This window comes from Cellulomonas sp. URHB0016 (genome assembly GCF_054057935.1).
Genome location: NZ_JBSRZU010000001.1, coordinates 1,189,499 through 1,216,273, shown reverse-complemented (window position 1 = coordinate 1,216,273; position 26,775 = coordinate 1,189,499). Strand labels below are relative to the sequence as shown.

Here is a 26,775-nt window from a genome sequence, read left to right as displayed (position 1 = left end):
ACGTCGGCCGGGGCGGTCGGGCGCGCGTGGGCCTGCCCCTCGGGACGCCGCGCAGCTGGACCCTGCGCGGCCTCGGACGTCGCCACGGTCGGTGCCGGCCGCCGTCGAGATGCGGTCCGGTGACACCGGCATATCGTCCGATGGAGACCGGCGCGGCCGATATGTCTGAAACGCTTGCTGCAAGTTGCGGCGCATCGGTACCGTCGACGCTGACCCCGGCACACGGCCGTGCCGGACGACGAAGGAGTCGCCATGCCGCGTCGCGCCGCCCTCCTGTCCCGACCGGGCCGCCGGACGGTCGCAGCCGTCTCGTCGCTCGCGGTGGCGCTCGCGCTCGCGGGCACCGCAGCCACCGTGGGAGCGGTGCGGGCGGTGGCCGCCGACCGGACAGCGGCGCTGGTCGGGGACCTCCAGAGGGAGCTGGGCTGCACGGAGGACTGGCAGCCCGCCTGCGCGGTGACCGAGCTCACGGCCGACGGGAACGGCCGGTTCAGCGCGGACCTCGAGGTGCCCGCCGGGACGTGGCACTACAAGGTGGCCCTGAACGACGCGTGGGACGAGTCCTACGGCGGCGACGGCGGCACGGGGGACACCCCGCTCGTGGTCGCAGGGCCGTCGACGATCCGGTTCACGTACGACGACACGACGCACCGGACCGCGCTCACCCCCCTGGACCTCGCGGGCGACGCCTCGGCCGCCGACGACGCGATCGTCGCGGAGCCGGCCCGCGACCCGGGAGCGGGCAACACGTTCTACTTCGCGATGACGGACCGGTTCGCGAACGGCGACCCGTCCAACGACGCGGGTGGCCTCACGGGCGACCGCCTCACGACGGGCCTCGACACGACCGACAAGGGCTTCTACCACGGCGGCGACCTCGCCGGCCTGCGCGAGCGGCTCGACTACATCGAGGGCCTCGGCACCACCGCGATCTGGCTGACCCCGTCGTTCAAGAACCGGCCCGTGCAGGGCACCGGGGCGAACGTGTCGGCCGGGTACCACGGCTACTGGATCACCGACTTCACGCAGATCGACCCGCACCTCGGCACGAACGCCGAGCTGGAGGCCCTCATCGCCGACGCGCACGCGCGCGGCATCAAGGTCTACTTCGACATCATCACGAACCACACCGCCGACGTCATCGACTACGCCCAGAAGACGTACACGTACGTGCCGCAGAGCGCGAGCCCCTACAAGGACGCCGCCGGCAACGTCTTCGACCCGCACACCTATGCGGGCACGGACACGTTCCCGGCGCTCGACCCGGCGACGTCGTTCCCGTACACACCCGTGGTGAAGCCGGAGGACGCGCACGTCAAGGTCCCGGACTGGCTGAACGACGTGACCAAGTACCACAACCGCGGCGACTCGACCTACTCCGGCGAGTCGACGACCTACGGCGACTTCTCCGGCCTCGACGACCTCATGACGGAGGACCCCGAGGTCGTCGACGGGTTCGTGGACGTGTACGACAGCTGGGTGGACCTCGGCGTCGACGGCTTCCGCATCGACACCGCCAAGCACGTGAACTTCGAGTTCTGGCAGAAGTTCACGACGGCCGTGCACGAGCACGCGACCGCGCAGGGCAACCCCGACTTCTTCATGTTCGGCGAGGTGTACGACGCCGACCCCGTCAAGCTCTCGCCGTACCTGCGCAACAGCGACATGGACGCCGTGCTCGACTTCACGTTCCAGTCCGCGGCGTCGAACTACGCGAAGGGCTCGTCGGCCGGGCTGCTGCACACGCTGTACGAGGGAGACGACCGGTACGTCACCCCGACGACGAACGCGCAGGCCCTGCCGACGTTCCTCGGCAACCACGACATGGGCCGCATCGGCTACTTCGTCAAGGACGGCTCCGACCCGCAGGCGCGCTCCGCGCTCGCGCACGACCTGATGTTCCTGTCCCGCGGCCAGCCCGTCGTGTATTACGGCGACGAGCAGGGCTTCGAGGGCGCCGGCTCCATGAACGGCAGCGACAAGGACGCCCGGCAGTCCCTGTTCGCGACGCAGGTGGCCGAGTACGCGAACCAGCCGCTGCTGGACGGCACCACGGCCGGCTCGGTGGACCGGTATGACACCGACAGCGCGCTCTACCAGCACATCGAGGGTCTCGCGGAGCTCCGGCAGAGCACGCCTGCGCTCAAGGACGGCGCGCAGGTCGAGCGGTACTCGAGCGGGTCGGTGTACGCGTTCAGCCGCGTCGACGCGACCGAGAAGGTGGAGCACCTCGTCGCGCTGAACAACGGCACGTCGCCCGCCACGGTCACCATCGACACCCTCACGCCCGGTGCCCACTTCACGGCGCTGTACGGCACGACGACGGGCACGACCGCCGCCGCCGACGGCACGGTCCCGGTGACGATCCCGGCCCTGGGCGCGATCGTCCTGCGTGCCGACGCACCGGTCGCCGCGCCCGCCGCGGCGGGTCCGATCACGGTCGACGCGCCGGCGCCCGGGGCCGGGCTGGCCGGCCAGGTCCCGGTGAGCGCCGACGTGGCCGACGACGTGTGGAGCCAGACCTCGTTCGCCTACCGGGTGGTGGGCGACGACACCTGGACCCCGCTCGGCACGTCCGAGACCACCGCGCCGCGGGTCTACGCGGACACCGCAGGCCTCGCCGCGGGCACGCTCGTGGAGTACCGGGCGGTCACGGTCGACGCCGCGGGCCACGCCTCGGCGGGCTCGACGTTCGCGTCGGTCGGCAACCGGGTCGACGGCGAGGAGACGCAGGGCGGCGGCGGTGGCGGCGACCTCGTCGTCACGGTGCCCGGCAGCCACCAGAGCGCGATGGGGTGCCCCGGCGACTGGCAGCCGGAGTGCACGAAGGCCCAGCTCACCACGTTCACGGACGGCATCTACTCCGGCACGTTCACTCTCCCCGCGGGCACGTACGACTACAAGGTCGCGGTCGGCGGCTCGTGGGACGAGAACTACGGCGCCGGTGGTGCCCCCGGCGGCGCGAACGTGACGTACACGCTCGCCGCCGACGGACCGGTGACCTTCTACTACGACCCGGTGACCCACTGGTTCACGTCCACCGCGCAGGGCCCGATCCTCACCGTCCCCGGCTCCACCAACAGCGAGCTCGGGTGCGAGGGCGACTGGATGCCCGACTGCCTCGCCACGCTGCTCGAGGACCCGGACGGTGACGGCACCTTCACGTTCACCACGAAGGCCCTGACCGAGGGCTCGTACGAGGTGAAGGTGGCCCACAACCTGTCGTGGGCCGAGAACTACGGCGCAGGCGGCGTCCCCGGGGGCGCGAACATCCCGTTCTCGACCCCCGGTGACGAGCCCGTCACCTTCTCCTACGTGCTCGCGACCCACGTGCTCACCGTGGCGGTCGGCGGTGACCAGCCGCTGCCCGGCACCGGTGACGAGCTGGCGCGCTGGGTCGACGCGTCCACGATCGCGTGGCCGGCCGACCTCGTGCCCGAGGGCACCGACCCCACCACCCTCGACTGGCGGCTGCACTCGTCGTCGACCGCCGCGCTCGCGGTCGTCGACGGGGCGGTGACGGGCGACGACGGCACGCCGGTGCCGCTCACCTATGACCCGGACGGCCTCACCGACACGCAGCTCGCCCGGTTCCCGCAGCTGGCCGGCTCGGTGGCGCTGCACGTCGGCGCGGACCGGGCGGCCGTCAAGGACCTGCTGCGCGGCCAGCTCCTGGTGACGCAGTCAGCCGGCGGCGCGCTGCAGGCCGCGACGGGCGTGCAGGTCCCCGGCGTGCTCGACGACCTGTACGCGGAGGCGGCGGCCAAGCGCGTCCTGGGCACCACCTGGTCGCACGGCGCCCCGCACCTGGCGCTCTGGGCGCCGACCGCCCAGGACGTCGACCTGCTGGTCTGGCCTGCGACGAGGGCGGGGACCGAGACGTCCGGCACGCCCACGCGGGTGGCGGCCCACCGGGAGCCGGACGGCTCCTGGACGGTCGGCGGCCGCAAGGAGTGGGCAGGCGCCGCCTACCTGTGGGAGGTGACGGTCTACGCGCCGACCACCGGCAAGGTCGAGGTCAACCAGGTGACGGACCCGTACTCGGTCGCGCTCACCCTCAACAGCACCCACTCGGTCCTCGTCGACCTGGACGACAGGGCGTTCCGGCCGAAGCAGTGGGAGAGGGTCCACCAGCCGGTCGTGAGGCCCGTGGACCAGACGATCTACGAGCTCCACGTGCGCGACTTCTCCATCGGCGACACCACGGTCCCCGCTGGCCACCGCGGCACCTACCTGGCGTTCGCCGACCGCAGCGCGGGCACGAAGCACCTGCGCGAGCTCGCCGACGCAGGCCTCACGACGGTGCACCTGCTGCCGACGTTCGACATCGCGACGATCGAGGAGGACCGGTCGAAGCAGGCCACGCCGGCGTGCGACCTCGCGTCGTACGCGCCCGACTCGGAGCAGCAGCAGGCCTGCGTCACCGCGGTCGCGGACTCCGACGGGTTCAACTGGGGCTACGACCCGCTGCACTGGCAGGCGCCCGAGGGCTCGTACGCGGTGCACCAGGACGGCGGCGGCCGGGTGGCGGACTTCCGGACGATGGTCGGTGCGCTGCACGCCGACGGCCTGCAGGTGGTCCTCGACCAGGTGTTCAACCACACCGCGGCGAGCGGGCAGGACCCGGGGTCGGTGCTCGACCGGGTGGTGCCGGGGTACTACCAGCGGCTGGACGCGGCGGGTGACGTCGAGACGTCCACGTGCTGCCAGAACGTCGCGACCGAGCATGCGATGGCGCAGAAGCTGATGGTCGACTCCGTGGTGACCTGGGCCCGGGACTACAAGGTCGACGGGTTCCGCTTCGACCTCATGGGCCACCACTCGGTGGACAACATGACGGCCGTGCGCAGGGCGCTCGACGCACTGACGCCGCGCAAGGACGGCGTGGACGGGCGGCACGTGTACCTGTACGGCGAGGGCTGGAACTTCGGCGAGGTGGCGGACAACGCCCTGTTCACGCAGGCGACGCAGGGCCAGCTCGGCGGGACGGGCATCGGCACGTTCTCCGACAGGCTGCGCGACGCGGTCCGCGGGGGTGGTCCGTTCGACGTGAACCCGCACGTCCAGGGCTTCGGGTCGGGCGGCGGCACCGACCCTAACGGTGACCCGGTGAACGGCTCGGAGGCCGACCAGGCAGCCCGGGCGCAGCACGACGCCGACCTCGTCCGGCTCGGCATGGCCGGCAACCTGCGCGACTTCGCGTTCGAGACGAGCTCCGGCACGGTCCAGAAGGGCAGCGAGATCCTCTACAACGGCCAGCCGGCCGGGTACGCGGAGCAGCCGGAGGAGGTCGTCACCTACGTGGACGCGCACGACAACGAGACCCTGTGGGACTCGTTGACGTACAAGCTGCCGGTCTCCACGACCATGTCGGACCGGGTGCGGATGAACACCGTCAGCCTCGCGACGACGGCCCTGGCGCAGACACCCAGCTTCTGGCACGCCGGCGCCGACCTGCTGCGCAGCAAGTCGCTCGACCGCAACAGCTTCAACTCGGGCGACTGGTTCAACAGCCTCGACCTGTCGGGACAGGACAACGGGTTCGGCCGCGGCCTGCCGCCGAGGACCGACAACCTGGACAAGTGGCCGTTCCAGCGACCGCTGCTGGCAGACCCGGCACTCAAGCCCACGCCGGCGGACATCGCCACCGCGTCGCGCGCCGCCGACGACCTGCTGCGGCTGCGGTTCTCCACACCCCTGTTCCGGCTGGGCGCCGCGGGCCTGATCGAGCAGAAGGTGTCGTTCCCCGGCTCCGGGGCCCACGCCGATCCCGGTGTTGTGGTCATGCGGATCGACGACAGGGCGGGCTGGGACCGCAGGACGCACCGCTGGAACCAGGACGTGGACCGTTCGCTCGACGGGGTCCTCGTGGTGGTCAACGGCTCAGACGAGCCGACCACCCAGACGGTCGCCGACCTGGCAGGCCACCGGCTCGCGCTCTCGTCGGTGCAGGCCAGGGGAGGCGACCCGGTGGTCCGCTCGACGACCTGGTCGTCGGCCACGGGCACGGTCACGGTGCCGGCGCGCACGGTCGCGGTGCTCGTCGAGAAGTCCGGGCACGGACACCGGCCGGGGCACGGGTGGTGGTGAGGTCCCGGGTGGCTCTCGGGGCGGGGCCCCGGCGGCAGGGCCAGGGCGCTGCTCTCGTGCGTGCCGTCGGGCGTCGTGGCGGTCCCGTCCGTGGTCCGGACACCTGAGCTCGGCCACGGTTGACCGGGGCGGATGCCTCGAGGGACGACAACAAGGCCGGGCCGCACGGACACACCCGCCGAGGGTGTCCGTGCGGCCCGGTGCGCTCGGCCGCTGCGTCAGCCGACCGTGCAGGCCGTCCCGTTCAGGGTGAACGACGACGGCGCGGTGTTGGTGCCGTTGTGCGAGCCGTTGAAGCCCAGCTGGGTCGTGGCACCAGGCGCGAGTGAACCGTTCCACGACTCATTGGTGATCGTCACCGCGGAGCCGGACTGGCTGGCCTTGGCGGACCAGGCCTGCGTGACCGTCTGCCCCGAGGGGAACGTGAACTTCAGCGTCCAGCCGTTGAGGGCGGCCGAGGACGTGTTCTTGATGGCCACGTTCGCGGTGAAGCCGGTGTTCCACTGGTTGACGCCGTAGGTCACGGCGCAGCCGCCGGGGACGACGGTCGGCGTCGGCGTCGGGGTGGTCGGCGTCGGGGTCGGCGTCGGGATGGTGGGCGTCGGCGTCGGCGTCGGAGTCGGCGTGGTGGGCGTCGGCGTCGGGGTGTTCGTGGTCGTCGAGTCGAGCCCGAAGAAGTGGATCGCCGCCGCGGCGTCGACCGGCAGGTTGTGCGACGCGCCCTGGATGCTGTTCGCCTCGAGCGCGGCCTGGTCACCCGTGCTGCCGTAGCGGGTCCGGGTGATGTTGCCGGACACCGTCGTGGTGGACGCCGGCGTGCTGCTCACGCCCAGCACGTTGGTCCACTGCTTGATGGCTTCGCCGAAGTTGTTGTAGTTGAGCGTCTCGTCGTTGGTGCCGTGCCAGAGCTGCACACGGGGCCGCGGTCCCGAGTAGCCGGAGTAGGCGGCGCGGGCCAGGTCGCCCCACTGCTGGGCCGACTTGATGAGCTTGCCCTGCGCGCAGTCGCTGTTCCAGCCGGCCTGGCCGTTCGCCCCCGGGGCCGCGCCGCCCGTCGAGAAGCACGTGGCGGGCACGCCCGCGTAGGACGAGCCGGCGGCGAACACGTCCGGGTAGTCGGCGAGGAGCAGCTGGGTGGTCATGGCGCCCGACGAGACGCCGGTGACGAAGACCTTGCTGGTGTCGGTGGTGTAGTGCTGCTGCACGTACCGGACCATCGAGACGATGCTCGCCGGGTCGCTCTGCCCGCCGTGGGTCATCGCGGCCGTGGACGACACGTCGAAGCACGCACCCGGGCGGGACGCGGAGGGGTAGATGACGATGTAGCCGTACTTGCTGGCGAGCTCGTCGAACTGGGTGCCGTTGTAGAACGCGGACGCCGAGCCCGTGCAGTAGTGCACGGCGACGACGATGCCCGGGTTGGCGGCGAGCGTGTCGGGGACGAACGTGTACATCTGCAGGCCGCCGGGGTTGCTGCCGAAGCTGGTGATCTGCGTGAGCGAGGCCGCCTGGGCGACCGGGGCCGCGACGAGCGCGGCTGCGCCGATCCCCAGCGTGCCGGCGACGAGCGCGGCACCCGCCGCGAGGCTGCGTCGCCAGGAAGAGCGTGGTCGTGACATGGGAGTCCTCCTTGACCCCGGCCCGGGCACGCGAGGGGGCGGCCGGTCGCCGAAAGTTTCGATATCGTTTCAGGAACCCTCGGAGCATCGCGACCGGGGACCGTCGAGGTCAAGGGCCGTGGCGACTATGAAAGGTTTCGAGCCGCGAGGTCGGCGGCCGGCTAGCGGAAGACGATCGTGCGGTGGCCGTCGAGGAGCACGCGGTGCTCCGCGTGCCACCGCACGGCCCTCGCGAGCGCCCGGCGTTCCACGTCCTGCCCGAGCGCCATCAGGTCCTCGACGGCGCGGGTGTGGTCGACGCGCTCGACGTCCTGCTCGATGATCGGCCCCTCGTCGAGGTCGCCCGTGACGTAGTGCGCCGTCGCACCGATCAGCTTGACGCCCCGGTCGTGCGCCTGCGCGTACGGCCGGGCGCCCTTGAACGACGGCAGGAACGAGTGGTGGATGTTGATGACGCGGCCGGCCAGGGCACGGCACAGGTCGTCCGACAGGATCTGCATGTACCGGGCGAGGACCACGAGCTCCACGTCGAGCTCGTCGACCAGCTCCAGGAGCCGCGCCTCCGCCTGCGCCTTCGTCGCGGCCGTCACCGGCACGTGGTGGAACGGGATCCCGTAGAACGCCGCGAGCGGCTCCAGCGCGGTGTGGTTGGAGACGACTGCGACGAGGTCCACCGGCAGCTTCTCGGAGCGCTGCCGGAACGCGAGGTCGTTCAGGCAGTGCGCCGCCGTGGAGCCCATCACCAGCGTCCGGACCGGCCGGCCGTGCACGTCGAGCGTCCACTGCATGGCGAAGTCGCGCGCCACCTCGGTCATGGCGGCCACCAGCACCTCGCGCGGCGCGTACGCGGTGACCTGCACCCGCATGAAGAACAGCCCTGACAGCGGGTCGCCGAACTGCTGCGACTCCGTGATGTTCCCCCCGTGGTCCGCGAGCAGACCCGCCACCGCCCGGACGATCCCGGGCCGGTCAGGACACGAGAGCGTCAACACCCAGTGGGTCGCGACATCTGCACTCTGAGACACGAGTCACGAGAGTAGTGCGCTCGCGCGGACGGCTGACACGATGGGCGCCATGACGCAGGACGACCTCACCATCCGCAGTGTCACCCACGACGAGGCGGGCGAGCTGCTCACCCTGCGCCGCGCCGCGTTCGTCACGGAGGCGCAGCAGTACGGCGACCCGAACATCCCGCCGCTGACCCAGACGCTCGAGGAGCTGCACGCCGATCTCGACGTCGACGGCGTCCTCACCCTCGGGGCCTGGAGCGGGCACCGGATGATCGGCTCGATCCGGGTGCTCGTCGAGGGCACCAAGGCGACGCTCGGGCGGTTCGCCGTGGCTCCCGACCTGCAGGGACGCGGGGTGGGAACCCGGCTGCTGATGGCGATCCTGCCGTACCTGCCGGACGGCATCGAGGAGGTCTGGGTGTTCACCGGCCGCGACTCGCTGCAGAACCTGGCGCTCTACGAGAAGCACGGGTACGAGTACGAGCACGACCGGACCGCGGGGGACCTGACGTATGCGTACCTGCGCAAGATCCTCGGCGAGGAGGACCGCGCGGACGCGTGAGTCTGGGGGCTCGCGCTCGACCGGCTCCCGTGCCTGAGGCGTCAGGGGCGCCGTCCACCGGCGGGTACCTCTGAGCCGCAGGCGCAGGCGACGGACGGCATGCTCGTCGGGCAGGCGCGCACAGTGTGGCGCCCGCCCGACGAGCGGGGGTCACACCGTGCGCGCGGACCGCGACTGGTAGAACGCGGACGAGGCCGGACGCCAGAGCAGCACGAGGATCACGACCGCGAGGACGAGGGACACGAGCTGCAGGACGATCGTGACGCCGGTGGCGTTGCGCAGGCCGATCAGGGTGCTGACGACGCTGAGCCCGCCGAAGACCGTGGAGAGGATGCGGGCCCACGACTTGCCGGCGCCGTTCGCGAACGCCATCCAGATCCACAGCCCGACGCCGACCAGCCCGACGAAGGTGCCGATCCCCAGGGCGGCGGTCACCGCGGTGTCGACGCCGGACGCCGACAGGGTCGGGCTGGCCTCCGCGATCTGGTCGTGGAGCTGGCTCTTCGTGGCCCACGCGACGACGATGCCGACGAGGCTCAGCGCGGCGCCGACGTACATCAGCTGCACCGCGCGGGTGATGGTGGACGGGCGCTCGACGGGCGGGACGGCTGCCTGCTGCGCCTCGTACCGGGGTGCGACGGGCATGCCGCTCGGGCCGGGCTCGGACTGTGCCATGCGGAGCTCCTCGTGAAGAAGGGTGAAGATGTAGCACCAGGACGCTACCGGTTCCATACACCCGACCGGGGGACATTTCCGCCCGTCGGTACGACGTGGAGAACCCCCGTCCGGGGGAGTCGCGCCGCCCGCGGACGGGCGTGCCGCACGGTCCGACACCTTGGTAGCCTGTCCGCGTCGCGACTGGCGCAGAGGTGGGGAACCACCGGGGAGCGACGCAGCAGCAGACTTCGGGTCGGACGCCTGGGCCCACGGTCACCACACCGCAGGTGTGCGTGCCCGTCCGTGTGCCGGGTGCGACCACGTGCTTCGACAAGCCGTCCGCTGATGCCTGAGGAGCGTTTCATGAGCGCCGACACCACCCCGATCCTCGACCAGAACATCTCCGAGCTCGACCCGGAGATCGCCGCCGTCCTCGACGGCGAGCTCGCCCGCCAGCAGGGCACCCTCGAGATGATCGCGTCCGAGAACTTCGTCCCGCGTGCCGTCCTGCAGGCGCAGGGCTCCGTCCTGACCAACAAGTACGCCGAGGGCTACCCGGGCCGCCGGTACTACGGCGGCTGCGAGCAGGTCGACGTCGCGGAGACCATCGCGATCGCCCGCGCCAAGGCCCTCTTCGGCGCCGAGGCCGCGAACGTCCAGCCCCACTCGGGCGCCACGGCCAACGCCGCCGTGCTGCACGCGCTGATCAACGCGGGCGACAAGATTCTCGGCCTCGAGCTGGCGCACGGTGGCCACCTCACGCACGGCATGCGGATCAACTTCTCCGGCAAGCTGTACGACGTCGCGTCGTACGGCGTGGACCCGCAGACGTTCCTCGTCGACCCGGAGGCCGTCCGCAAGGCCGCGCTCGAGCACCGCCCCGACGTCATCATCGGCGGCTGGTCCGCCTACCCTCGCCACCTCGACTTCGAGGCGTTCCGGTCGATCGCCGACGAGGTCGGCGCCAAGCTGTGGGTCGACATGGCGCACTTCGCCGGTCTCGTCGCCGCCGGTCTGCACCCGTCGCCCGTGCCGCACTCGGACGTCGTGTCCTCGACCGTGCACAAGACCATCGGCGGCCCCCGCTCCGGCTTCATCCTGAGCAAGGAGGAGTACGCCAAGAAGATCGACTCCGCCGTGTTCCCGGGCCAGCAGGGCGGCCCGCTCATGCACGTCATCGCCGCGAAGGCCGTCGCGTTCAAGGTCGCCGGCACCGAGGACTTCAAGGACCGCCAGCAGCGCACGCTGGACGGCGCCCGGATCATCGCGGACCGCCTCAACGCCCCCGACGTGGCGGCGGCCGGCGTCTCCGTCCTGACCGGCGGCACGGACGTGCACCTGGTGCTCGTCGACCTGCGGCACTCGGACCTCGACGGCCAGCAGGCCGAGGACCTCCTGCACACCGCCGGCATCACCGTGAACCGCAACGCCGTGCCGTTCGACCCGCGGCCGCCGCGTGTCACGTCCGGCCTGCGGATCGGCACCCCGGCGCTCGCGACCCGCGGCTTCGGCGACGCCGAGTTCACCGAGGTGGCCGACATCATCGCGAACGCCCTCGTCAACGGTGCGGCGACCGACGTCGAGGCGCTCAAGGTGCGGGTCGCCAAGCTCACCGCGGCGTTCCCGCTGTACGGCGACCTGAAGCAGTACTGATGACGGCCCAGATCCTCGACGGCACCGCGACCGCGGCCCGGATCAAGGGCGAGCTCACCGAGCGGGTCGCGGCGCTCGCGGCCCGGGGCATCGTGCCCGGGCTCGGCACGCTGCTCGTCGGCGACGACCCCGGCTCGCGCTGGTACGTCGCCGGCAAGCACAAGGACTGCGCCGAGGTCGGCATCGCCTCCATCCGGGAGGACCTGCCGGAGACCGCCACGCAGGAGGAGATCGAGGCCGCGGTGCAGCGGCTGAACGAGGACCCTGCGTGCACCGGGTTCATCGTGCAGCTGCCGTTGCCGAAGGGCATCGACACCAACCGCGTGCTCGAGCTGGTGGACCCGGACAAGGACGCGGACGGTCTGCACCCGACGAACCTCGGGCGTCTGGTGCTCCGGGTCAACGAGCCCGTCACGTCGCCGCTCCCGTGCACCCCGCGCGGCATCATCGACCTGCTGCTGCGGCACGACGTGGACCTGCGCGGGGCCGACGTCGTCGTCGTCGGGCGGGGCGTCACCGTCGGGCGCTCGATCGGTCTCCTGCTCACCCGCCGGGAGATCAACGCGACGGTCACGCTCACGCACACGGGGACCGCGGACCTCACGGAGCACACCCGCAACGCCGACGTGGTCATCGCGGCCGCGGGCGTGCCGGGCATCATCACGGCGGACCTCGTCAAGCCCGGTGCCGTCGTCGTCGACGTCGGCGTATCCCGCGCGACGGACCCGGAGACCGGCAAGAGCCGCGTGGTAGGCGACGTCGACCCGTCCGTGTGGGAGGTCGCGTCCTGGGTGTCGCCGAACCCCGGCGGTGTGGGGCCGATGACCCGCGCGATGCTGCTGAGCAACGTCGTGGACACCGCGGAGCGGCTCTCGGCCTGACACCGCTCGACCCATCAGCGGCCGCCCCGGGACGTCTCCGGGGCGGCCGTCCGTCGTCCCGAACCGATGAGTCCGGCGGGCGGTGGGAGTCTGGACCTCTGACAGCACCGCACCGGAAGGGGACCGTCATGAGCAGGATCCACACGCACCTCTGGTTCGCCGACAAGGCCGGGGAGGCCGCCGAGTTCTACGTGTCGCTCGTCCCGAACTCGTCCATCACGTCGGTCGTCAAGGCGCCGCCGGGCGTGCCCGACGTCGAGGAGGGCGCGGTGTTCATCGTCGACCTGCTCCTCGACGACCACCAGGTCACGCTGCTCAACGCGGGCCCCGCGTTCCAGCTCGACGAGGCGTTCTCGTTCGTCCTCGACTGTGGGGACCAGGACGAGATCGACCGGTACTGGGACGCGCTCGTCGAGGGTGGCGGCGAGCACAGCCAGTGCGGCTGGCTCAAGGACCGGTTCGGCGTCTCCTGGCAGGTGGTGCCGGCCGGCCTGAACGACATGATGGGCGACGACGCGGACCCCGCAGCGCGCGGTCGCGCGATGGCGGCGGTGCTGACGATGACCAAGCTGGACATCGCCGCGATCGAGGCGGCGTTCCGGGGGACGACCGTCTAGCGGGCCGTCACGCGGACGTAGTGCCCGTCGGGGTCGAGCACGCGCAGGTCGCGCAGGCCCCACGGCTGGTCCGTGACGTCCGCCGCCAGCGGGGAGCCCGAGGCGAGGATGCGAGAGCGCTCGGCGTCGAGGTCGTCCACCTCGAGGACGATCTCGACGCCCGTCGGCGGCCGCCGGAGCGTGTCCGGCGCGACGGCGTCCCGACGGGCCGCGCCCAGGAGCACCGCGTCCCGTCGCAGCGCGACGTACGGGTGGGCCGAGCCGCGCTCGTCGCGCTCGAGCGTGAAGCCGAGCGCGCCGGTCCAGAAGTCGACGGTGCGGTCGAGGTCGGCGGGAAAGATCTCCAGGCGCAGGGTGGCGGTCACGTCACGGATGCTAGGCGGACGTGTCGCCGACGTGTCGCTGACGTGGGGTTGGATGGCCCGGTGCTGACCATCGCGAGCGTGAACGTCAACGGCATCCGGGCCGCCTTCAAGCGCGGGATGGGCCAGTGGCTCGAGACCCGTCGGCCGGACGTGCTGCTGCTGCAGGAGGTCCGGGCGACCGACGAGATCCTGGCCGACCACCTGCCGAGCGGCGAGTGGCACCTCGCGCACGAGGCCAGCGAGACCAAGGGTCGGGCCGGCGTCGCGATCGCGTCGCGGCTGCCGATGGACGCGGTCCGGATCGGGCTGCGCACCGGCGTGACCGGGGACTCCGGTCGGTGGGTCGAGGCCGATCTTGTCCTGTCCGCGCACGACGGCAGCCCACGGCGGACCGTGACGGTCGTGTCCACCTACCTGCACTCGGCCACGGTCGGGACGCCGTCGATGGACGAGAAGTACGCGTTCCTCGACCACGTCACCTCCCGGATGGCGGACCTCGCGGAGCAGGGGGGACACGCGGTCGTGGCGGGGGACGTGAACATCGCGCACCGCGAGGTCGACCTGAAGAACTGGAAGGGCAACGTCAAGTCCGCCGGCTTCCTCCCGCGGGAGCGGGCGTACCTGGACCGCTGGTTCGACGACCTGGGCTGGCACGACCTGGGCCGCGAGCTCGGCGGCGAGGGGCCCGGTCCGTACACGTGGTGGTCGTGGCGTGGGCAGGCCTTCGACAACGACGCGGGGTGGCGGATCGACTACCAGCTCGCGACGCCGGACCTCGCGGACGCCGCCGTCAGCGTGACCGTCGACCGGGCCGAGACCTACGCCGCGCGGTTCTCCGACCACGCGCCGGTCGTCGTCGAGTACGACCTCTGACCGACGGTCAGCCGACGGGGGGCTCAGCCGTCGACGTGGCGGGGTCGTCGTGCGACGGCACCGGCAGGACGCGCATGCCCAGGAGAGGCGACAGGACCACAGGAGCAGCGGCGACGAGCATGCCCAGCGCGCCGACCCACAGCGTCGGGACCACGCCGGCCTGGGTGCCGAGCCACCCGCCGAGCAGCCCGCCGACGGGCATGGTGCCCCAGACGATGAACCGGACGGACGCGTTCATGCGGCCGAGCAGCGCGGGCGGGCACAGGCGCTGACGGAAGCTGACCTGGGCGACGTTGTAGACGACCACGGCGAAGTAGAAGGTCACGCCACTGACGATCAGGAGCACCTGCGGGTCGATCGACGTGGACGCGGACAGCGGGACGAGCGCGTACGTCGGCACGCAGAGCAGCGCGGTGAGCGGGATGATCCGGCCCTCGCCCACCCGGCGCGCCAGGCGGTCGGCGACGACGGCCCCCACCAGCCCGCCCACGGCGGAGGCCGACAGGATGGTGCCCCACGTGGCGGTCCCCAGGTCGAGCGTGCGGAGCACGTAGATCGCCATGACGGCGCCGGCGATCGAGCCGAAGAGGTTGGAGAGGGACGTGCACGCGACGATGCGGCGCAGCAGCGGCTGACGGACCACGAAGGACAGGCCCTCGGCGATCTCGGTCCTCAGCGGGCGGTGCGACTCCGGCGTCGGCGGTGTCTCCTCGTGCCTGATGCGCCCGACCGCGAACGCCGACACGACGTAGGTCACGACGTTGAGGCCGATGAGCGCGGGGGCGGTGACGACCCGCAGCAGCACGCCGCCGAGCGCCGGTGCGGCGATCTGCGCGACGGACTGGGTCGCCTGCAGCTTGGAGTTGCCCTCGACGATGTGGTCGAGCCCGACGAGCCCGGGCACGTAGCTCTGGTGCGCGACGTCGAAGAAGACGCTCGCGGCGCTCACCACCAGGCCGGCGACGATGAGCAGCCACATCGACGCGTGGTCCGTGGCCGCCGCCGCCACGACCACGGCGAGGACGGCGGCCCGGACCAGGTCGGACACGATCAGCACCCTGCGCTTGCGCATGCGGTCGACCCACGCCCCGGCCGGGAGGCCGATGACGAGGAACGCGGCGGTCTCCGCGGCGGTGAGTGCACCCATCTGCCACTCGGTCGCCGCGAGGTGCTGCACGGCGTACACCGGCAGGGCGAGGCCCGTGAGCTGGGCGCCGAGCTGACCGAGGGCGTCACCGGTCCAGAGGCGCCGGAAGTCGGCGTGGTGGATCAGCGACCGGTGCGTGGCGGCGGGCGTCGCGATGCTCACCGGGCCAGCATGGGCGGACTGATTGAGAAATGTCAATCAGTGGGGGATCATCGGCGGATGGCACCCTCAGCGGACTCCCGGGCCACGCGGGACGAGACGACGTCGGACGACATGACGTCGGACGAGGCGGCCAGGGCGGCGACCGACCGGGACGCGGATGCCCGGGCGCTCGCCTCCACGCTCCGCATCCGCATCCTGCGTCTGTGCCTCGACGAGGCGCTGACCAACCGCGAGATCGCAGCTCGGCTGGACAAGAACCCCGCCACCGTCCTGCACCACGTCCGGACGCTCGTGGACCGCGGCTTCCTGGCCGCCGAGCCCGCCCGGCGCGGCACCCGGGGCGCCCGGGAGGTGCCCTACCGGGCGACCGGGAAGTCGTGGCGGGCGCCTGCCGCGCCGGGTCGCACGCGCGTCCTGCTCGACGCCTTCCTGGAGGAGTTCGCGCTGGTGCCCCACCCCGACGAGGTGCAGATGGCCCGCCTCGGCCTGCGCCTCGACGCCGCCGGGTACGACGAGCTCACGACGCGCGTGGACGCGGTGCTCCAGGACTTCGCCGCCCGGCCGGCCACGCCGGGCGGCGCGCCGTACTCGGTCTTCTACGTGATGCACGAGGACGTCAGCCGGCGGCGCGGGGACGAGCAGCCGCCGGGCTGAGGGCGCGAACCGCTGCGCCCGGACCGCTGCCCCTGACCGCAGCGCCCCGACCGCTGCGCCCACGGAAGGCGACGGGACGACGGCTCAGTACCGGATCGCGTCGATCACCTTGACGCGCACCGCGACCGTCGCGGGGATGATCCCGGCGAGCGCACCGACGGCCGTCGCACACGCCATGCCGACGAGCGCCGCGGACACCGGGAACGGCGGCATGTCGTCGATCTGGGACCCGAACACCCGCTCGATCGGGATGTTCTTGATGATCGCGACCGCGACGACCACCCCGACGAGACCGGCCACGACGGTCGCCACCACGGACTCGAGCATCACCCCGAAGAACACCCGACCGGACGTGGCGCCGAAGGACCGGCGGATGCCGATCTCGCGGATGCGGTACTTGACGGTGACGAGCGCGATGTTGACCAGCCCGAGACCGCCGAGCAGCAGTGCGAGCGCACCGATGCCGATGCCGACCCACTTGGTGGCCCTCCCGATGGGGTCGCCCCCGTCGCCGTTCGGGAAGACGTCGACCTGCCAGCCCGGGACCGACGCGGCGACGTCGTGCTGGATCGCGTCGCTGAGCTCGGAGGCGGCGCCCGTGGGGACCCAGACCTGCATGGCGGGGAACGACTGCATCATGTCCACCGACCGGCTGCTGGCGACCTGCCCGGGCGGCCCGGCATTGCCGTCCGTGCCGATCCAGCGGTGCAGCTGGTCGTACAGGATGAACGCCGTCGGCTCGGCCTCGGGCCAGTCGTTCTTCAGGACGCCGACGACGGTGGCCCGGACGGGGGCCTCGCCGCCGAGCAGGATCGTCGGGTGCGTCGACAGGTCCGCCAGGCCGAGGGAGGTCAGGAACGCCTCGTTGACCACGAGGGTCGGGCTGAACGCCTGGACGTCGGCGTCGGCGAACCAGCGCCCTTGCGTGGGCACGGTGCGGTTGATCACCGAGTAGTCCTGGTCGACGGCCTGCATCTGCAGGGCCCGCGTGCCGTCGGGGAACCGCGCCTGGACCTGGGTCCACTCCTGGCGGCTCGCGTACTCGATGGAGTACCGCTCGAGGACCTGGGCGAACACCGTGTCGATGTCGGGGTTGGCGACCGCCTCGGGGCCGGCGGGGGAGACGTTGACCATCAGGGTCACCGGTCGGCCGACGCCACGGTCGGTCTGCTCCTGGAACGCCTGCTTGAGCATGGAGACCGCCGCGGTGACGCCGGTGATCGCGGTGACGGCGCAGGCGACCCCGATGAGCGCGAGCAGGACCCGCAGCTTGTGGATGCGCAGCTCGTCCCACGCCTCGACCAGGGCGCCCACGAGGCCAGTCACGCGCGCACCTCGTCCTCGTCGAGCTCGGCCCCGGCGGGGAGGAGCCGCCGCTCCGCCATGGCCGACCGGTCGGCGACGAGCGTCGGGACGTCGCCGACCCAGTCGCTGTGCCGGTCGAGCCGGATCGGCAGGAGCACCCCCTCGGCGAGCCGGTACTGCCGTTCCGCGCGGGCGGCCACGGCGAGGTCGTGCGTGATGGTGACCAGCGCGGCACCTGTCTGGGACGCGATCTCGTCGAGCAGGTCCATGACCTCGCCCCCGGTCTCGACGTCGAGCGCGCCGGTCGGCTCGTCCGCGAGGATCACGCGCGGCCCGCGGACGAGGGCACGGGCGATCGCGACGCGCTGCTGCTCGCCCCCGGAGAGCTTCTCGGGCATGGTGTCCAGCCGGTCCCCGAGCCCGACGCGCGCGAGCATCTCCGCCGCGAGCCGCGTCCGCGACCAGAACTGGCGGCCGCCGGCGTAGAGCAGCGGAGCGGTGACGTTCTCGAGTGCCGTGCGGCCGGGGAGCAGGTTGAACTGCTGGAAGACGAACCCGAAGTCCCGGCCGCGCCGGCGGGTGCGGGCACGGCTGGACAGGCGGGCGATCGGCACGCCCTCGAGCAGGTACTCGCCGGTGGTGGGCGCGTCGAGGAGGCCGAGGATGTTCAGCAGCGTCGACTTGCCCGTGCCGGACCGGCCGACGACGGCGACGTGCTCGCCCGCGCCGACCGTGAGCGTCACGCCCTGGAGGATGTGCAGCATCCGGTCGTCGGGCAGCCGGACGGAACGGGTCACGTCGGTGAGCTCGAGCAGGCTCATCCGGCGCACGCCGCCGGGTCGAAGCTCTTGGGGTCGCTGCAGTCGTCGCCCGGGCCGGTCGCGTCCGGGACGGGGATGAACTCGAGGATCTCGTCGCCGGCCGCGAGCCCCTCGGTGATCTGCACGTTGTCGCCGTCGGTCAGCCCGAGGCCGACCTCGCGCTTCGCGTTCGTCCCGTCGGGCGAGACCACCCACACGTTGCCCTTCTGCGCGGTGCCCTGGACGGCCGTGACCGGCACGACGATCGCGTCCGCGGCCGTCCCGTTGGTGACCGCGAGCGTCGCGCCGAGCCCTGCGAAGGCCGTGACGCCTGCGGGCACGGCGCAGCTGACGGTCCCGGACGGCGGCGTCTGCGGGGCCGCGTCCGCGTTCTGGTCGGACTGCTGCGGAGGGCTGGCGGCGGCACCGATCCGGAGTCCGGTGCAGTCGAACGGCGCGGGCCCCCCGTTGAGGGTGACCGTGGCCTGCGACGGGGCGCCGATCAGCCGGTACTGCTGGTCCGCGGTGAGGGTGCCGCTGACGGACAGCGTCCCGGGGGAGATGGTGCCGACCTGGTCGCCGACCGACACGAGCTGGTCCTTGAGCGTGGGCATGGTCAGCGTTCCGGCGACGCGTGCCTTGACGGTCTGCACCACGACCTTGGGGGGCTGCTCCGTGGATCGCTGCTCGCCCGTCTCCGGGTCGGTGGTGATGACGGGGTCCTGCGGGGTCTCCTGCCTGATCTGGAGGATCGGGGCGCCGACCTCGAGGACGGCGCCGTCGGCGGCGAGCAGCTTGGAGACGCTGCCGGCCAGCGTGGCCCGCACCACGACCGCAGGGTCGGCGACCACGGCGGCCTGCACCGTCACCGCGTTGGTGACCGTGCCGGTGGCGACCGTCACGGTCGGCTCGACAAGCTGTCCCGAGGGCAGCAACGAGGTGTCCGACGTCTCGACCGAGGCGCCGTTGAAGGCGATCTTGACGAGCGTGAGGGCGATGACGGCCCACAGGAGGATGCGGACGGTCGGGAAGATGAACCTGCGGGTGACCCCCATGGGGTGGACTCCTCGCGTCGGTGCGGCGGGCGTGGACGGGTGCGAGCACGGTGCTCCTGCCGCACGGTAGCGGCGGCGTGGAAGCGGGTGGATCCACCCACGGGCGGACGTCGTGCGTTACCGCGCTGCAGACACTACTGCGTGATGCGCTGTAGATGCGAGTCTGCTCCACCTGGTGTGTCGCCTCCGACACCCTGCGTCGGCCGCGTCCTTCGTACGCGCCCCTGCCGGTGCCCCGGGTCAGGAGGCCGGGCCGCCCGCCGTCGCCACGAGGAAGCCCGGTGCGCGGAGCCCAGCCGCCCGGAACGACTCCGCCAAGGCGGCTGACACCCGGTCCACGTCGGCCCGCCCGACCAGGGCGATCGCCGACCCGCCGAAACCGCCACCGGTCATGCGCGCCCCGAGGGCGCCGGCCGCACGGGCGGCGGTGACGGTGAGGTCCAGCTCGCGGCAGGACACGGTGTAGTCGACGCGCAGCGACTCGTGCGACCCGTCGAGGAGCGGCCCTACGTCCCGCACCCGGCCCGCGTCCAGGAGGGCCACGAGCCGGCGGACGCGTCCGATCTCGGTCACGACGTGCCGCACCCGCGGCACCTCGTCACCCGCCCCCGGCTCCCCGGCGAGCGCGTCGAGCGCCCACTGCGCACCCCGGTCGTCGTCCGCGAGCGCGCGCAGCGACGGCAGCCCGAGCCGGGCCGCGGCCGCCTCGCACGAGGCTCGCCGTGCGGCGTACTGCCCGTCGACGAGGGCGTGCTGGGCTCGCGTGTCGACGACGAGCAGGGCGAGCCCCTCGGCGGCCAGGTCGAACGGCACGTGCCGGATCCCGCCGTCGAGGCAGTCGAGAAGGAGCGCGTGGCCGGCCCGGGACCGCAAGGACGCCGCCTGGTCCATGCCACCGGTCGGCGCGCCGGCGATGTCGTTCTCGGCGCGCACGCAGAGCGTCGTCAGCGCCGAGCGGCCGGCGTCGTCGGCGGCCAGGCCCAGGTCGTGCAACGCGTCCAGGGCGATCGCGACCGAGGACTCCAGGGCCGCCGACGACGACAGTCCCGCGCCGTAGGGCACGCAGGAGTCCACGGCGACGTCGAAGCCGCCGACCGCGTGGCCGGCCTCACGCAGCGCCCAGGCGACTCCCACCACGTACCCCGGCCAGCCGGCGACGGCGCCGGGCGCGACGTCCGCGAGCCCGACCTCACGGTGCCCGCCCGGCTCCTGCGCGGAGACGAGCCGGACCAGGTCGTCGTCCCGCAGCCGCACCGCCGCGTACGTGCGGTGCGGCAGGGCGATCGGCAGGCACAGGCCCTGGTTGTAGTCGGTGTGCTCGCCGATGAGGTTCACCCGTCCCGGAGCCGACCACACGCCGTCGGGGACCGTGCCGAACCGGTCCTCGAACAGTGCACGGGCGCGCGCGGCGCCCTCGTCGGGCGACCAGGGCTCGATCCGGCTCGCGGCCGTCACGCGAGCTCCCTGAGGCGCACCGACAGCGGGTCGCGCCGCCGCTCCGGCCCGGTCGCCGGCTGCGGGGCACCGTGCTCGTCGGGCACCGCCGCGATGCGTCGGGGGAGAGGGCGCAGAGCGACGTCGGCCGCGATCAGCTCGGCGAGCACGTCGGTGGGGTTCCGGCGGGGAGCGTCAGCGACCTGCGGGCGTGAGGCCCAGCGACCGCCCTGCCAGGCCTCGTCGGCGGGCGGTCAGCTGCGTCGCGACCGCCCGCAGCGACTGTGCCGCCGGGGACTCCGGCTCCGCGAGCACGACGGGCGTGCCGCCGTCGCCCGCCTCGCGCAGCCGGACGTCGAGGGGCACCTGACCCAGGAGCGGCACGTCCCCGCCGGTCAGCCGCGAGAGGTTCTCGGCCACCCGGCGACCCCCGCCGGACCCGAACAGCTCCAGCCGCGACCCGTCCGGCTGCGGGAGCCAGGACATGTTCTCCACGACCCCGACCACGTGCTGACGCGTCTGCACGGCCACCGACCCGGCCCGCTCGGCGACCTCCGCCGCGGCGACCTGCGGCGTCGTCACCACGACGATCTCGGACCCGGGCAGCAGCTGCGCCACCGAGATCGCGATGTCACCGGTGCCGGGCGGGAGGTCGAGCAGCAGCACGTCGAGGTCGCCCCAGAACACGTCCGCGAGGAACTGCTGCAGCGCCCGGTGCAGCATGGGGCCGCGCCACACCACCGGCTGCCCCGGCGGCACGAACATGCCGATCGAGACGACCTTCACGCCGTGGGCGAGCGGCGGGAGCAGCATGTCGTCGACGCGGGTCGGCTGCCGGGTGACCCCCAGCATCCGGGGGATCGAGAAGCCGTAGATGTCCGCGTCGACCACACCGACGCGCAGGCCGTCGGCCGCCATCGCGACGGCGAGGTTCGCGGTGACCGACGACTTGCCGACGCCGCCCTTGCCGGACGCGATCGCGAAGACCTTGGTCAGCGACGTGGGCTGGGCGAACGGGATCTCGGGCTCGGCGTCGGTCCCGCGGAGCAGGGTGCGCAGCGCGGCCCGCTGGTCGGCGCTCATCACCCCGAGCTCCACCGTCACGTCCGTGACACCGTCCACCGTCGCCGCCGCCGCCGTCACGTCGCGGGTGAGTGTCTCCTTGAGGGGACAGCCGGGCGTCGTCAGGTCGATGCCGACCCGCACCCGGCTACCGGTGACGTCCACCGACCGCACCATCCCGAGCTCGGAGATGGGGCGGTGGATCTCGGGGTCGAGGACGGTCGCGAGCGCGGCGTGGACCGCTGCCGTGATGCCGTCGGTCGCGTCGGCGCCGGAGGTCGGGCCGGTGGGCGGGGGAGCGGGCTGCGGCGACATGGTGCCCATCGTAGGTCGGCGTCCCGAGCCCTCCACCGACGAACGACCCAGAAGAACGACCCGGACGGACGACCCAGACGAGGGACGCGGGTCGGTCAGGGGCGGTCGGACGCCGCCTCGGGGTCGGACCGCGCGCCGGCCTCCCGCTCCTCCGCGAGGTCCTCGAGCAGGTTCCGCAGCTCCGACCGCACGAAGTCGCGCGTCGCGACCTCGGAGAGGGCGATCCGCAGGGCCGCCATCTCACGGGCGAGGAACTCGGTGTCGGCGAGGTTGCGCTCGGAGCGCTGCCGGTCCTGCTCCGCCTGCACGCGGTCCCGGTCGGTCTGCCGGTTCTGGGCGAGCAGGATGAGCGGCGCCGCGTACGACGCCTGCAAGGACAGCATCAGCGTGAGGACCGTGAACCCGTTCTTCGCCTCGTCGAACCGCGGCCGGTCGGGCCCCCAGTTCGCGTTCCACAGCAGCCACACCACGCAGAACACCGACAGCCAGATGATGAACAGGGGCGTGCCCAGGAAGCGCGCCACCCGCTCCGCGATCTTGCCCGACGTGTCCTCGTCGAACTGCGGTCGCGGCAGCAGCGTGCGCCGCGTCTCGCGCGGCTGGTCCAGCCGGTCAGCCACGGTGCCTCCCGGGGGCGGGCGCGGCGAGCGGGCCCGTGTCCGCGTCGTCGTCCGTCTCCCGCCAGTCCTCCGGCAGCAGGTGGTCGAGCACGTCGTCGACCGAGACCGCGCCGAGGAGGCGACGCTCGGCGTCGACCACGGGCATCGCCAGCAGGTTGTAGGTGGCCAGGGCCCGGGTCACCGACAGCAGCGGGGCCTGGGCCGTGGTGGCCTCGATGTCCGTGTCGACGATCGACCCGATCGCGTCGTGCGGGGGCTCGCGCAGCAGGCGCTGCAGGTGCACGACGCCGATGAACCGGCCGGTCGGGGTCTCCAGCGGGGGCCGGGCGACGAAGACCATCGACGCGAGAGCCGGCGTCAGGTCCTGCCGGCGGACGTGCGCGAGCGCCGACGCGATCGACGTCTCCGGGCCGAGGATCACGGGCTCGGTGGTCATCAGGCCGCCCGCGGTGTTGTCCTCGTAGGCCAGCAGCCGGCGGACGTCGTCCGCCTCGTCGGGCTCCATCAGCCCGAGCAGCTCGGCCTGCTGCGCGTCCGGGAGCTCGCCGAGCAGGTCCGCGGCGTCGTCGGGCTGCATCGCCTCCAGCACGTCGGCCGCACGCGTCAGTGCGAGTCCCTGCAGGATCGCGACCTGGTCGTCCTCGGGCAGCTCCTCCAGGACGTCGGCCAGGCGCTCGTTGTCCAGGGCCGTGGCGACCTGCAGCCTGCGCGCGCGGCCGAGGTCGTGCAGGACGTCGGCCAGGTCGGCGGCCTTGAGGTCCTCGTACTGGGCGAGCAGCAGCTCGGCCCCTTGCTCCGCGGAGCGACGGGCGAGCCCGCTCACGTCGTCGACCGCCACCAGCACCCGTCTCGCCGCGCCGGCGCAGCAGGCCCGACTTGCCCGGCCGGTGCCGCCGGACGAAGAGCTTCGTGACGACCCAGTCGCCGCTGCGCTGCAGCTCGATCGCCACGTCCTCGATCGTCGCGGTGCCCGACCCGTCGACGAAGTCCACGGTCCGGTCCAGCAGCTCGCCGACCACGAGAGTCTCGAACGCCCGCTGCTCGAACCGCCGCATGTTCACCAGGCCCGTCGAGATGACCTGCCCGGCGTCCACCGAGGTCACGCGGGTCAGCGGGAGGAACACCCGGCGCCGCCCTGCCACCTCGACCACCAGCCCGACGGCGCGAGGCGGGCCCTTCGGCCGGACCAGCACGACGACATCGCGCACCCGCCCGACCTGGTCACCGAGGGGGTCGAAGACGATGGTCCCGGCGAGGCGCGCGACGAACACCCTGGCCCCGACGTTGCTCACGCCGGTCAGCCTAGCCGCGCGTGCCGCGCAAGCCCCCGAGCAACGCGCGCAGCAGCGCTGACCTGCGCCATCACTCCACTGGTATGGCGGTCGAGGATTCTTCGCGGCAGGATCTCGGCATGTCGTTCAGCGGTCAGCAGCGGACCCCGCGGACCCCGACCCTGCCCCAGGGCGAGACGGTCGCGGCATACGGCACGTACCTCGAGGCCCAGCGCGCGGTCGACCACCTGGCCGACTCGGCGTTCCCGGTCCAGCTGGTGACCATCGTCGGGACCGACCTCAGGATGGTCGAGCGCGTCACCGGCAGGCTGTCCTACCCCCGCGTGGCGATGGGTGGGTTCGTGTCCGGCGCGTGGTTCGGCCTGTTCGTGGGGCTGCTGCTGAGCCTGTTCACGTCGCCCGGGTCCCGCAGCCCGTTCCTGCCCGCGATCCTCATCGGCGGCGCCTTCGGGCTGTTGTTCTCGGTCGTGCCGTACTCCTTCACGCGCGGCCGGAGGGACTTCACGTCGTCGAGCCAGATCGTGGCGTCGTCGTACGCGGTGCTGTGCCGCACCGAGCAGGCGCACAAGGCGCGCGAGCTCCTGCGGGAGATCGGTGGCGTGCGCTCCGGCGCGGTCCTCCCGCCCGGTCAGCCGCAGCCGGGGCCGCCGTCCGGAAGCGGCGAGCCGCGGACCTGACGACCACCCGCCCGGGACCGTCCAGCACGACGTGCCGGTGCGGATGCGACGTAGGCCCGGTCCCTCGCGGGATCCGGGCCTACGCCTGCTCGATGCGTCACAGCTGGTCACGACGTCAGCAGCGGTCCTGCCGCCGTCGTGGGGGCGACGCTACGCCGCGGTCAGTTGCAGAAGCCCCAGCCGTCGTCCTCGTTGCTCCAGAACCACATCTTGTTCCGGGTGTTGTTGCCGTAGACGCCGTCGGTGGCGAGGCCGAAGTCGGACTGGAAGCTCCAGACCGCGGCACGCGTCTTGGCCCCGAAGAGGCCGTCGATGCTGCCGAGGCTCTGGTAGTTGCAGTAGACGAGCGACCGCTGGAGCGCCTTGACGGCGCGCGGGTAGGGGTTGCCCTGCGCCAGGTAGCAGTCCGTGGAACCGGACGCCGCCGGGTAGACGGAGCGCCACTGCGTCCCGTCGTTGTAGATCTTGACGCTGGAGCACTTCACGTTGGCCGTGGCGGAGCTCGACGTGGCCCCCGCGACGAGCAGGCCGGTCGCGAGCATGAGCGCAGCAGCGGCGGACAGCAGCTTCTTGGACAAGATGGTTCCTCTCACATGATGACGGTCTTGTAGAACGGGGTGGGCGCGCGTGCGCGCATGGTGTGGTGCCAGCTGGACCTCTTCTGTGGGCGCGGCAGAGCGACCGGCCTCGGGTGCCGGTGGTCTGTCATGTCGACGGGACGCCCGTCAGCCGATGTCGAGCGCGGCGCCCATCTCGTCCAGCTCGCGCTGGTGCGCGGCGACGAACGCACCTTCGAGGTCCACGAGCACGCTCAGCAGCGACGACTGGTAGCTCGTGGCGGCCCTGCAGTCGAAGTCGGCGAGCGCGATCGCGCGCTCGGCGGGAGATCCGACCAGGTAACGCCGTTCGACGGGGATCTGACCCGCCTCGGCACCGTCAGCCGGGTACTCCGCGACGCCGTCCGGCGGTGTCCTGACGGCGAGGAAGTAGGCGCTGACCGGGTCCGGCGTCTGCTGGCGCACCCCCTCGGGCGGCGTCAGGTCGTACCCCGCGTCGAGCATGCACGCGTTCCACTGCTCGTTGAGATCGACGACGCGAGGGTCGCGAGCAAGGTCCCGGATCCGGATGTCGCCCATGGTCCGCACGAGCGGCATGTACTGCTCGGCGAGGTCGGCCTGCGGGCTGGTCGGCTCCGGGTACTTCGCCGAGGCGCGCCCGAAGCACCCGCCGGCCGGGTCGGGGTCGGGGTCGTCCTCGCCGCGCGTCCCGCTGAGCGCGTAGTCGTACTCGCTCTGCGCGGCCTCGCCGAGCGTGCCGTTGTAGACGCCGTTCTTGTCCGGCGTCTCGAGCTCGTGGCGGTCCGCCTCCTGGGCGTCGACGTCGTCGACCCCGTAGCCGACCCGCTCCACCTCGGCCCGGTCCGTCGCCAGGAGCGGCAGCTGCAGGACGTCCCGCGCCCAGGGCCACGCCAGCTGCTCGGACTTCTCGTACTCGGTGGGGAAGTAGTCGAAGCCTGCGTCCTTCATGCACGAGGCGATGTACGCCTCGACGTCGTCGTGCCGCTCCTTGGCCGTCGCGGACGTCTCCTCCGGCTGCGCGAGCAAGGCGTTCACCTGGGCGAAGTACGGGCTGAACGGCGTGCCCCCGGGGATCGGGACCGCCAGGCTCGGCTCCGGCGCGTCCGTCGGCCCGCTGTCGGCCTGCGGCCGGTCGCTCGAGGTCCCGGTGGGGGCGGGCGAGCCGGGCTCGTGGGCGCAGGCCGTCAGAGTGAACAGCAGGGCGCCGACGGCGAGGGCGCGCGTCCGGCGGCGCGGCGCGCTGAACAGCGAGAACGTGGCGGAAGGGGGAATCACGGGGGCAATTTGTACCAGATCGGAGACCTGTTGGACCTGTGTCCGTGTCACCCGAAAGTGGCTCGAAACGTG

At 72.5% G+C, this 26,775-nt stretch carries 22 protein-coding genes, 1 pseudogene and 1 riboswitch; of the genes and pseudogenes, 8 read left to right on the top strand and 15 right to left on the bottom strand.

Annotated elements, in window-relative coordinates; translation table 11 throughout:
• The first annotated feature begins 252 nt into the window (after positions 1–252).
• Complete coding sequence (pulA, locus tag ACVW07_RS05675) at positions 253–6,090, top strand: pullulanase-type alpha-1,6-glucosidase (RefSeq protein ID WP_456818297.1); 5,838 nt, start codon at positions 253–255, stop codon at positions 6,088–6,090.
• Between the two features lie 218 nt (positions 6,091–6,308).
• On the opposite strand, the gene ACVW07_RS05670 is transcribed toward pulA, so the two are convergent.
• Both ACVW07_RS05670 and purU read right to left on the bottom strand, forming a co-directional pair.
• Positions 6,309–7,709, bottom strand: a complete 1,401-nt coding sequence (locus ACVW07_RS05670) for an extracellular catalytic domain type 1 short-chain-length polyhydroxyalkanoate depolymerase (RefSeq protein ID WP_456818296.1) — start codon at positions 7,707–7,709, stop codon at positions 6,309–6,311.
• 161 nt (positions 7,710–7,870) lie between these two features.
• On the bottom strand, positions 7,871–8,734 hold the full coding sequence (gene purU, locus ACVW07_RS05665) for a formyltetrahydrofolate deformylase (RefSeq protein ID WP_456818295.1): 864 nt from the start codon (positions 8,732–8,734) through the stop codon (positions 7,871–7,873).
• A 49-nt stretch (positions 8,735–8,783) separates the two neighbouring features.
• On the opposite strand from purU, the gene ACVW07_RS05660 reads away from it, so the two are divergent.
• Complete coding sequence (locus ACVW07_RS05660; RefSeq protein ID WP_456818294.1) at positions 8,784–9,281, top strand: GNAT family N-acetyltransferase; 498 nt, start codon at positions 8,784–8,786, stop codon at positions 9,279–9,281.
• Positions 9,282–9,431: 150 nt separating this feature from the next.
• On the opposite strand, the gene ACVW07_RS05655 is transcribed toward ACVW07_RS05660, so the two are convergent.
• Positions 9,432–9,956 (bottom strand): hypothetical protein, encoded by a 525-nt coding sequence (locus tag ACVW07_RS05655; RefSeq protein WP_456818293.1) that lies wholly within the window; start codon positions 9,954–9,956, stop codon positions 9,432–9,434.
• A 169-nt stretch (positions 9,957–10,125) separates the two neighbouring features.
• A riboswitch (ZMP/ZTP riboswitch) is annotated at positions 10,126–10,212 on the top strand.
• An 89-nt stretch (positions 10,213–10,301) separates the two neighbouring features.
• On the opposite strand from ACVW07_RS05655, the gene glyA reads away from it, so the two are divergent.
• From glyA to ACVW07_RS05640, 3 genes are all read left to right on the top strand, one after another.
• Positions 10,302–11,591 carry a serine hydroxymethyltransferase gene (glyA, locus tag ACVW07_RS05650; RefSeq protein ID WP_456818292.1) on the top strand — a complete coding sequence of 430 codons (1,290 nt, stop codon included), beginning with the start codon at positions 10,302–10,304 and terminating at the stop codon, positions 11,589–11,591.
• A complete protein-coding gene (locus ACVW07_RS05645) occupies positions 11,591–12,472 on the top strand; it encodes a bifunctional methylenetetrahydrofolate dehydrogenase/methenyltetrahydrofolate cyclohydrolase (RefSeq protein WP_456818291.1) in 882 nt (293 codons plus the stop codon). Before glyA ends, ACVW07_RS05645 begins: the two co-directional genes overlap by 1 nt.
• A gap of 128 nt (positions 12,473–12,600) precedes the next feature.
• Positions 12,601–13,089 (top strand): VOC family protein, encoded by a 489-nt coding sequence (locus tag ACVW07_RS05640; protein WP_456818290.1) that lies wholly within the window; start codon positions 12,601–12,603, stop codon positions 13,087–13,089.
• On the opposite strand, the gene ACVW07_RS05635 is transcribed toward ACVW07_RS05640, so the two are convergent.
• Positions 13,086–13,454: a VOC family protein gene (locus ACVW07_RS05635; RefSeq protein ID WP_456818289.1), complete on the bottom strand. Its 369-nt coding sequence runs from the start codon at positions 13,452–13,454 to the stop codon at positions 13,086–13,088. The genes ACVW07_RS05640 and ACVW07_RS05635 overlap by 4 nt on opposite strands.
• Positions 13,455–13,514: 60 nt before the next feature.
• On the opposite strand from ACVW07_RS05635, the gene ACVW07_RS05630 reads away from it, so the two are divergent.
• A complete protein-coding gene (locus tag ACVW07_RS05630; RefSeq protein ID WP_456818288.1) occupies positions 13,515–14,327 on the top strand; it encodes an exodeoxyribonuclease III in 813 nt (270 codons plus the stop codon).
• Between the two features lie 7 nt (positions 14,328–14,334).
• On the opposite strand, the gene ACVW07_RS05625 is transcribed toward ACVW07_RS05630, so the two are convergent.
• A complete protein-coding gene (locus ACVW07_RS05625) occupies positions 14,335–15,636 on the bottom strand; it encodes an MFS transporter (protein WP_456818287.1) in 1,302 nt (433 codons plus the stop codon).
• 111 nt (positions 15,637–15,747) lie between these two features.
• Between ACVW07_RS05625 and ACVW07_RS05620 the strand changes: the two genes are divergently transcribed.
• Positions 15,748–16,290, top strand: a complete 543-nt coding sequence (locus ACVW07_RS05620; protein WP_456821034.1) for an ArsR/SmtB family transcription factor — start codon at positions 15,748–15,750, stop codon at positions 16,288–16,290.
• 84 nt (positions 16,291–16,374) lie between these two features.
• Here ACVW07_RS05620 and ACVW07_RS05615 read toward each other — a convergent pair whose 3' ends face one another.
• The 8 genes and pseudogenes from ACVW07_RS05615 to ACVW07_RS05580 form a co-directional block, all read right to left on the bottom strand.
• Positions 16,375–17,616, bottom strand: a complete 1,242-nt coding sequence (locus ACVW07_RS05615; protein WP_456818286.1) for an ABC transporter permease — start codon at positions 17,614–17,616, stop codon at positions 16,375–16,377.
• A complete protein-coding gene (locus ACVW07_RS05610) occupies positions 17,613–18,416 on the bottom strand; it encodes an ABC transporter ATP-binding protein (RefSeq protein ID WP_456818285.1) in 804 nt (267 codons plus the stop codon). The genes ACVW07_RS05615 and ACVW07_RS05610 overlap by 4 nt, the downstream gene beginning before the upstream one ends.
• Positions 18,413–19,450 carry a secretion protein HlyD gene (locus tag ACVW07_RS05605; RefSeq protein ID WP_456818284.1) on the bottom strand — a complete coding sequence of 346 codons (1,038 nt, stop codon included), beginning with the start codon at positions 19,448–19,450 and terminating at the stop codon, positions 18,413–18,415. The genes ACVW07_RS05610 and ACVW07_RS05605 overlap by 4 nt, the downstream gene beginning before the upstream one ends.
• A gap of 240 nt (positions 19,451–19,690) precedes the next feature.
• Positions 19,691–20,905: a galactokinase gene (gene galK / locus ACVW07_RS05600; protein ID WP_456818283.1), complete on the bottom strand. Its 1,215-nt coding sequence runs from the start codon at positions 20,903–20,905 to the stop codon at positions 19,691–19,693.
• Positions 20,902–21,054 (bottom strand): hypothetical protein, encoded by a 153-nt coding sequence (locus tag ACVW07_RS05595; RefSeq protein WP_456818282.1) that lies wholly within the window; start codon positions 21,052–21,054, stop codon positions 20,902–20,904. The genes galK and ACVW07_RS05595 overlap by 4 nt, the downstream gene beginning before the upstream one ends.
• A 25-nt stretch (positions 21,055–21,079) precedes the next feature.
• Positions 21,080–22,270 (bottom strand): Mrp/NBP35 family ATP-binding protein, encoded by a 1,191-nt coding sequence (locus tag ACVW07_RS05590; RefSeq protein WP_456818281.1) that lies wholly within the window; start codon positions 22,268–22,270, stop codon positions 21,080–21,082.
• An 86-nt stretch (positions 22,271–22,356) separates the two neighbouring features.
• Positions 22,357–22,881, bottom strand: a complete 525-nt coding sequence (locus ACVW07_RS05585) for a DUF1003 domain-containing protein (RefSeq protein WP_456818280.1) — start codon at positions 22,879–22,881, stop codon at positions 22,357–22,359.
• Positions 22,874–24,173, bottom strand: a pseudogene (locus ACVW07_RS05580) (magnesium transporter MgtE N-terminal domain-containing protein). Before ACVW07_RS05580 ends, ACVW07_RS05585 begins: the two are co-directional and overlap by 8 nt.
• A 119-nt stretch (positions 24,174–24,292) precedes the next feature.
• Here ACVW07_RS05580 and ACVW07_RS05575 point away from each other — a divergent pair.
• Entirely contained in the window at positions 24,293–24,850 is a 558-nt protein-coding gene (locus ACVW07_RS05575; RefSeq protein WP_456818279.1) for a general stress protein, read from the top strand.
• 161 nt (positions 24,851–25,011) lie between these two features.
• Here the strand turns inward: ACVW07_RS05575 and ACVW07_RS05570 are convergent, their stop codons facing one another.
• On the bottom strand, positions 25,012–25,443 hold the full coding sequence (locus ACVW07_RS05570) for a peptidoglycan-binding domain-containing protein (protein WP_456818278.1): 432 nt from the start codon (positions 25,441–25,443) through the stop codon (positions 25,012–25,014).
• A gap of 132 nt (positions 25,444–25,575) precedes the next feature.
• Positions 25,576–26,703 carry a hypothetical protein gene (locus ACVW07_RS05565; protein ID WP_456818277.1) on the bottom strand — a complete coding sequence of 376 codons (1,128 nt, stop codon included), beginning with the start codon at positions 26,701–26,703 and terminating at the stop codon, positions 25,576–25,578.
• Positions 26,704–26,775: the final 72 nt, after the last annotated feature.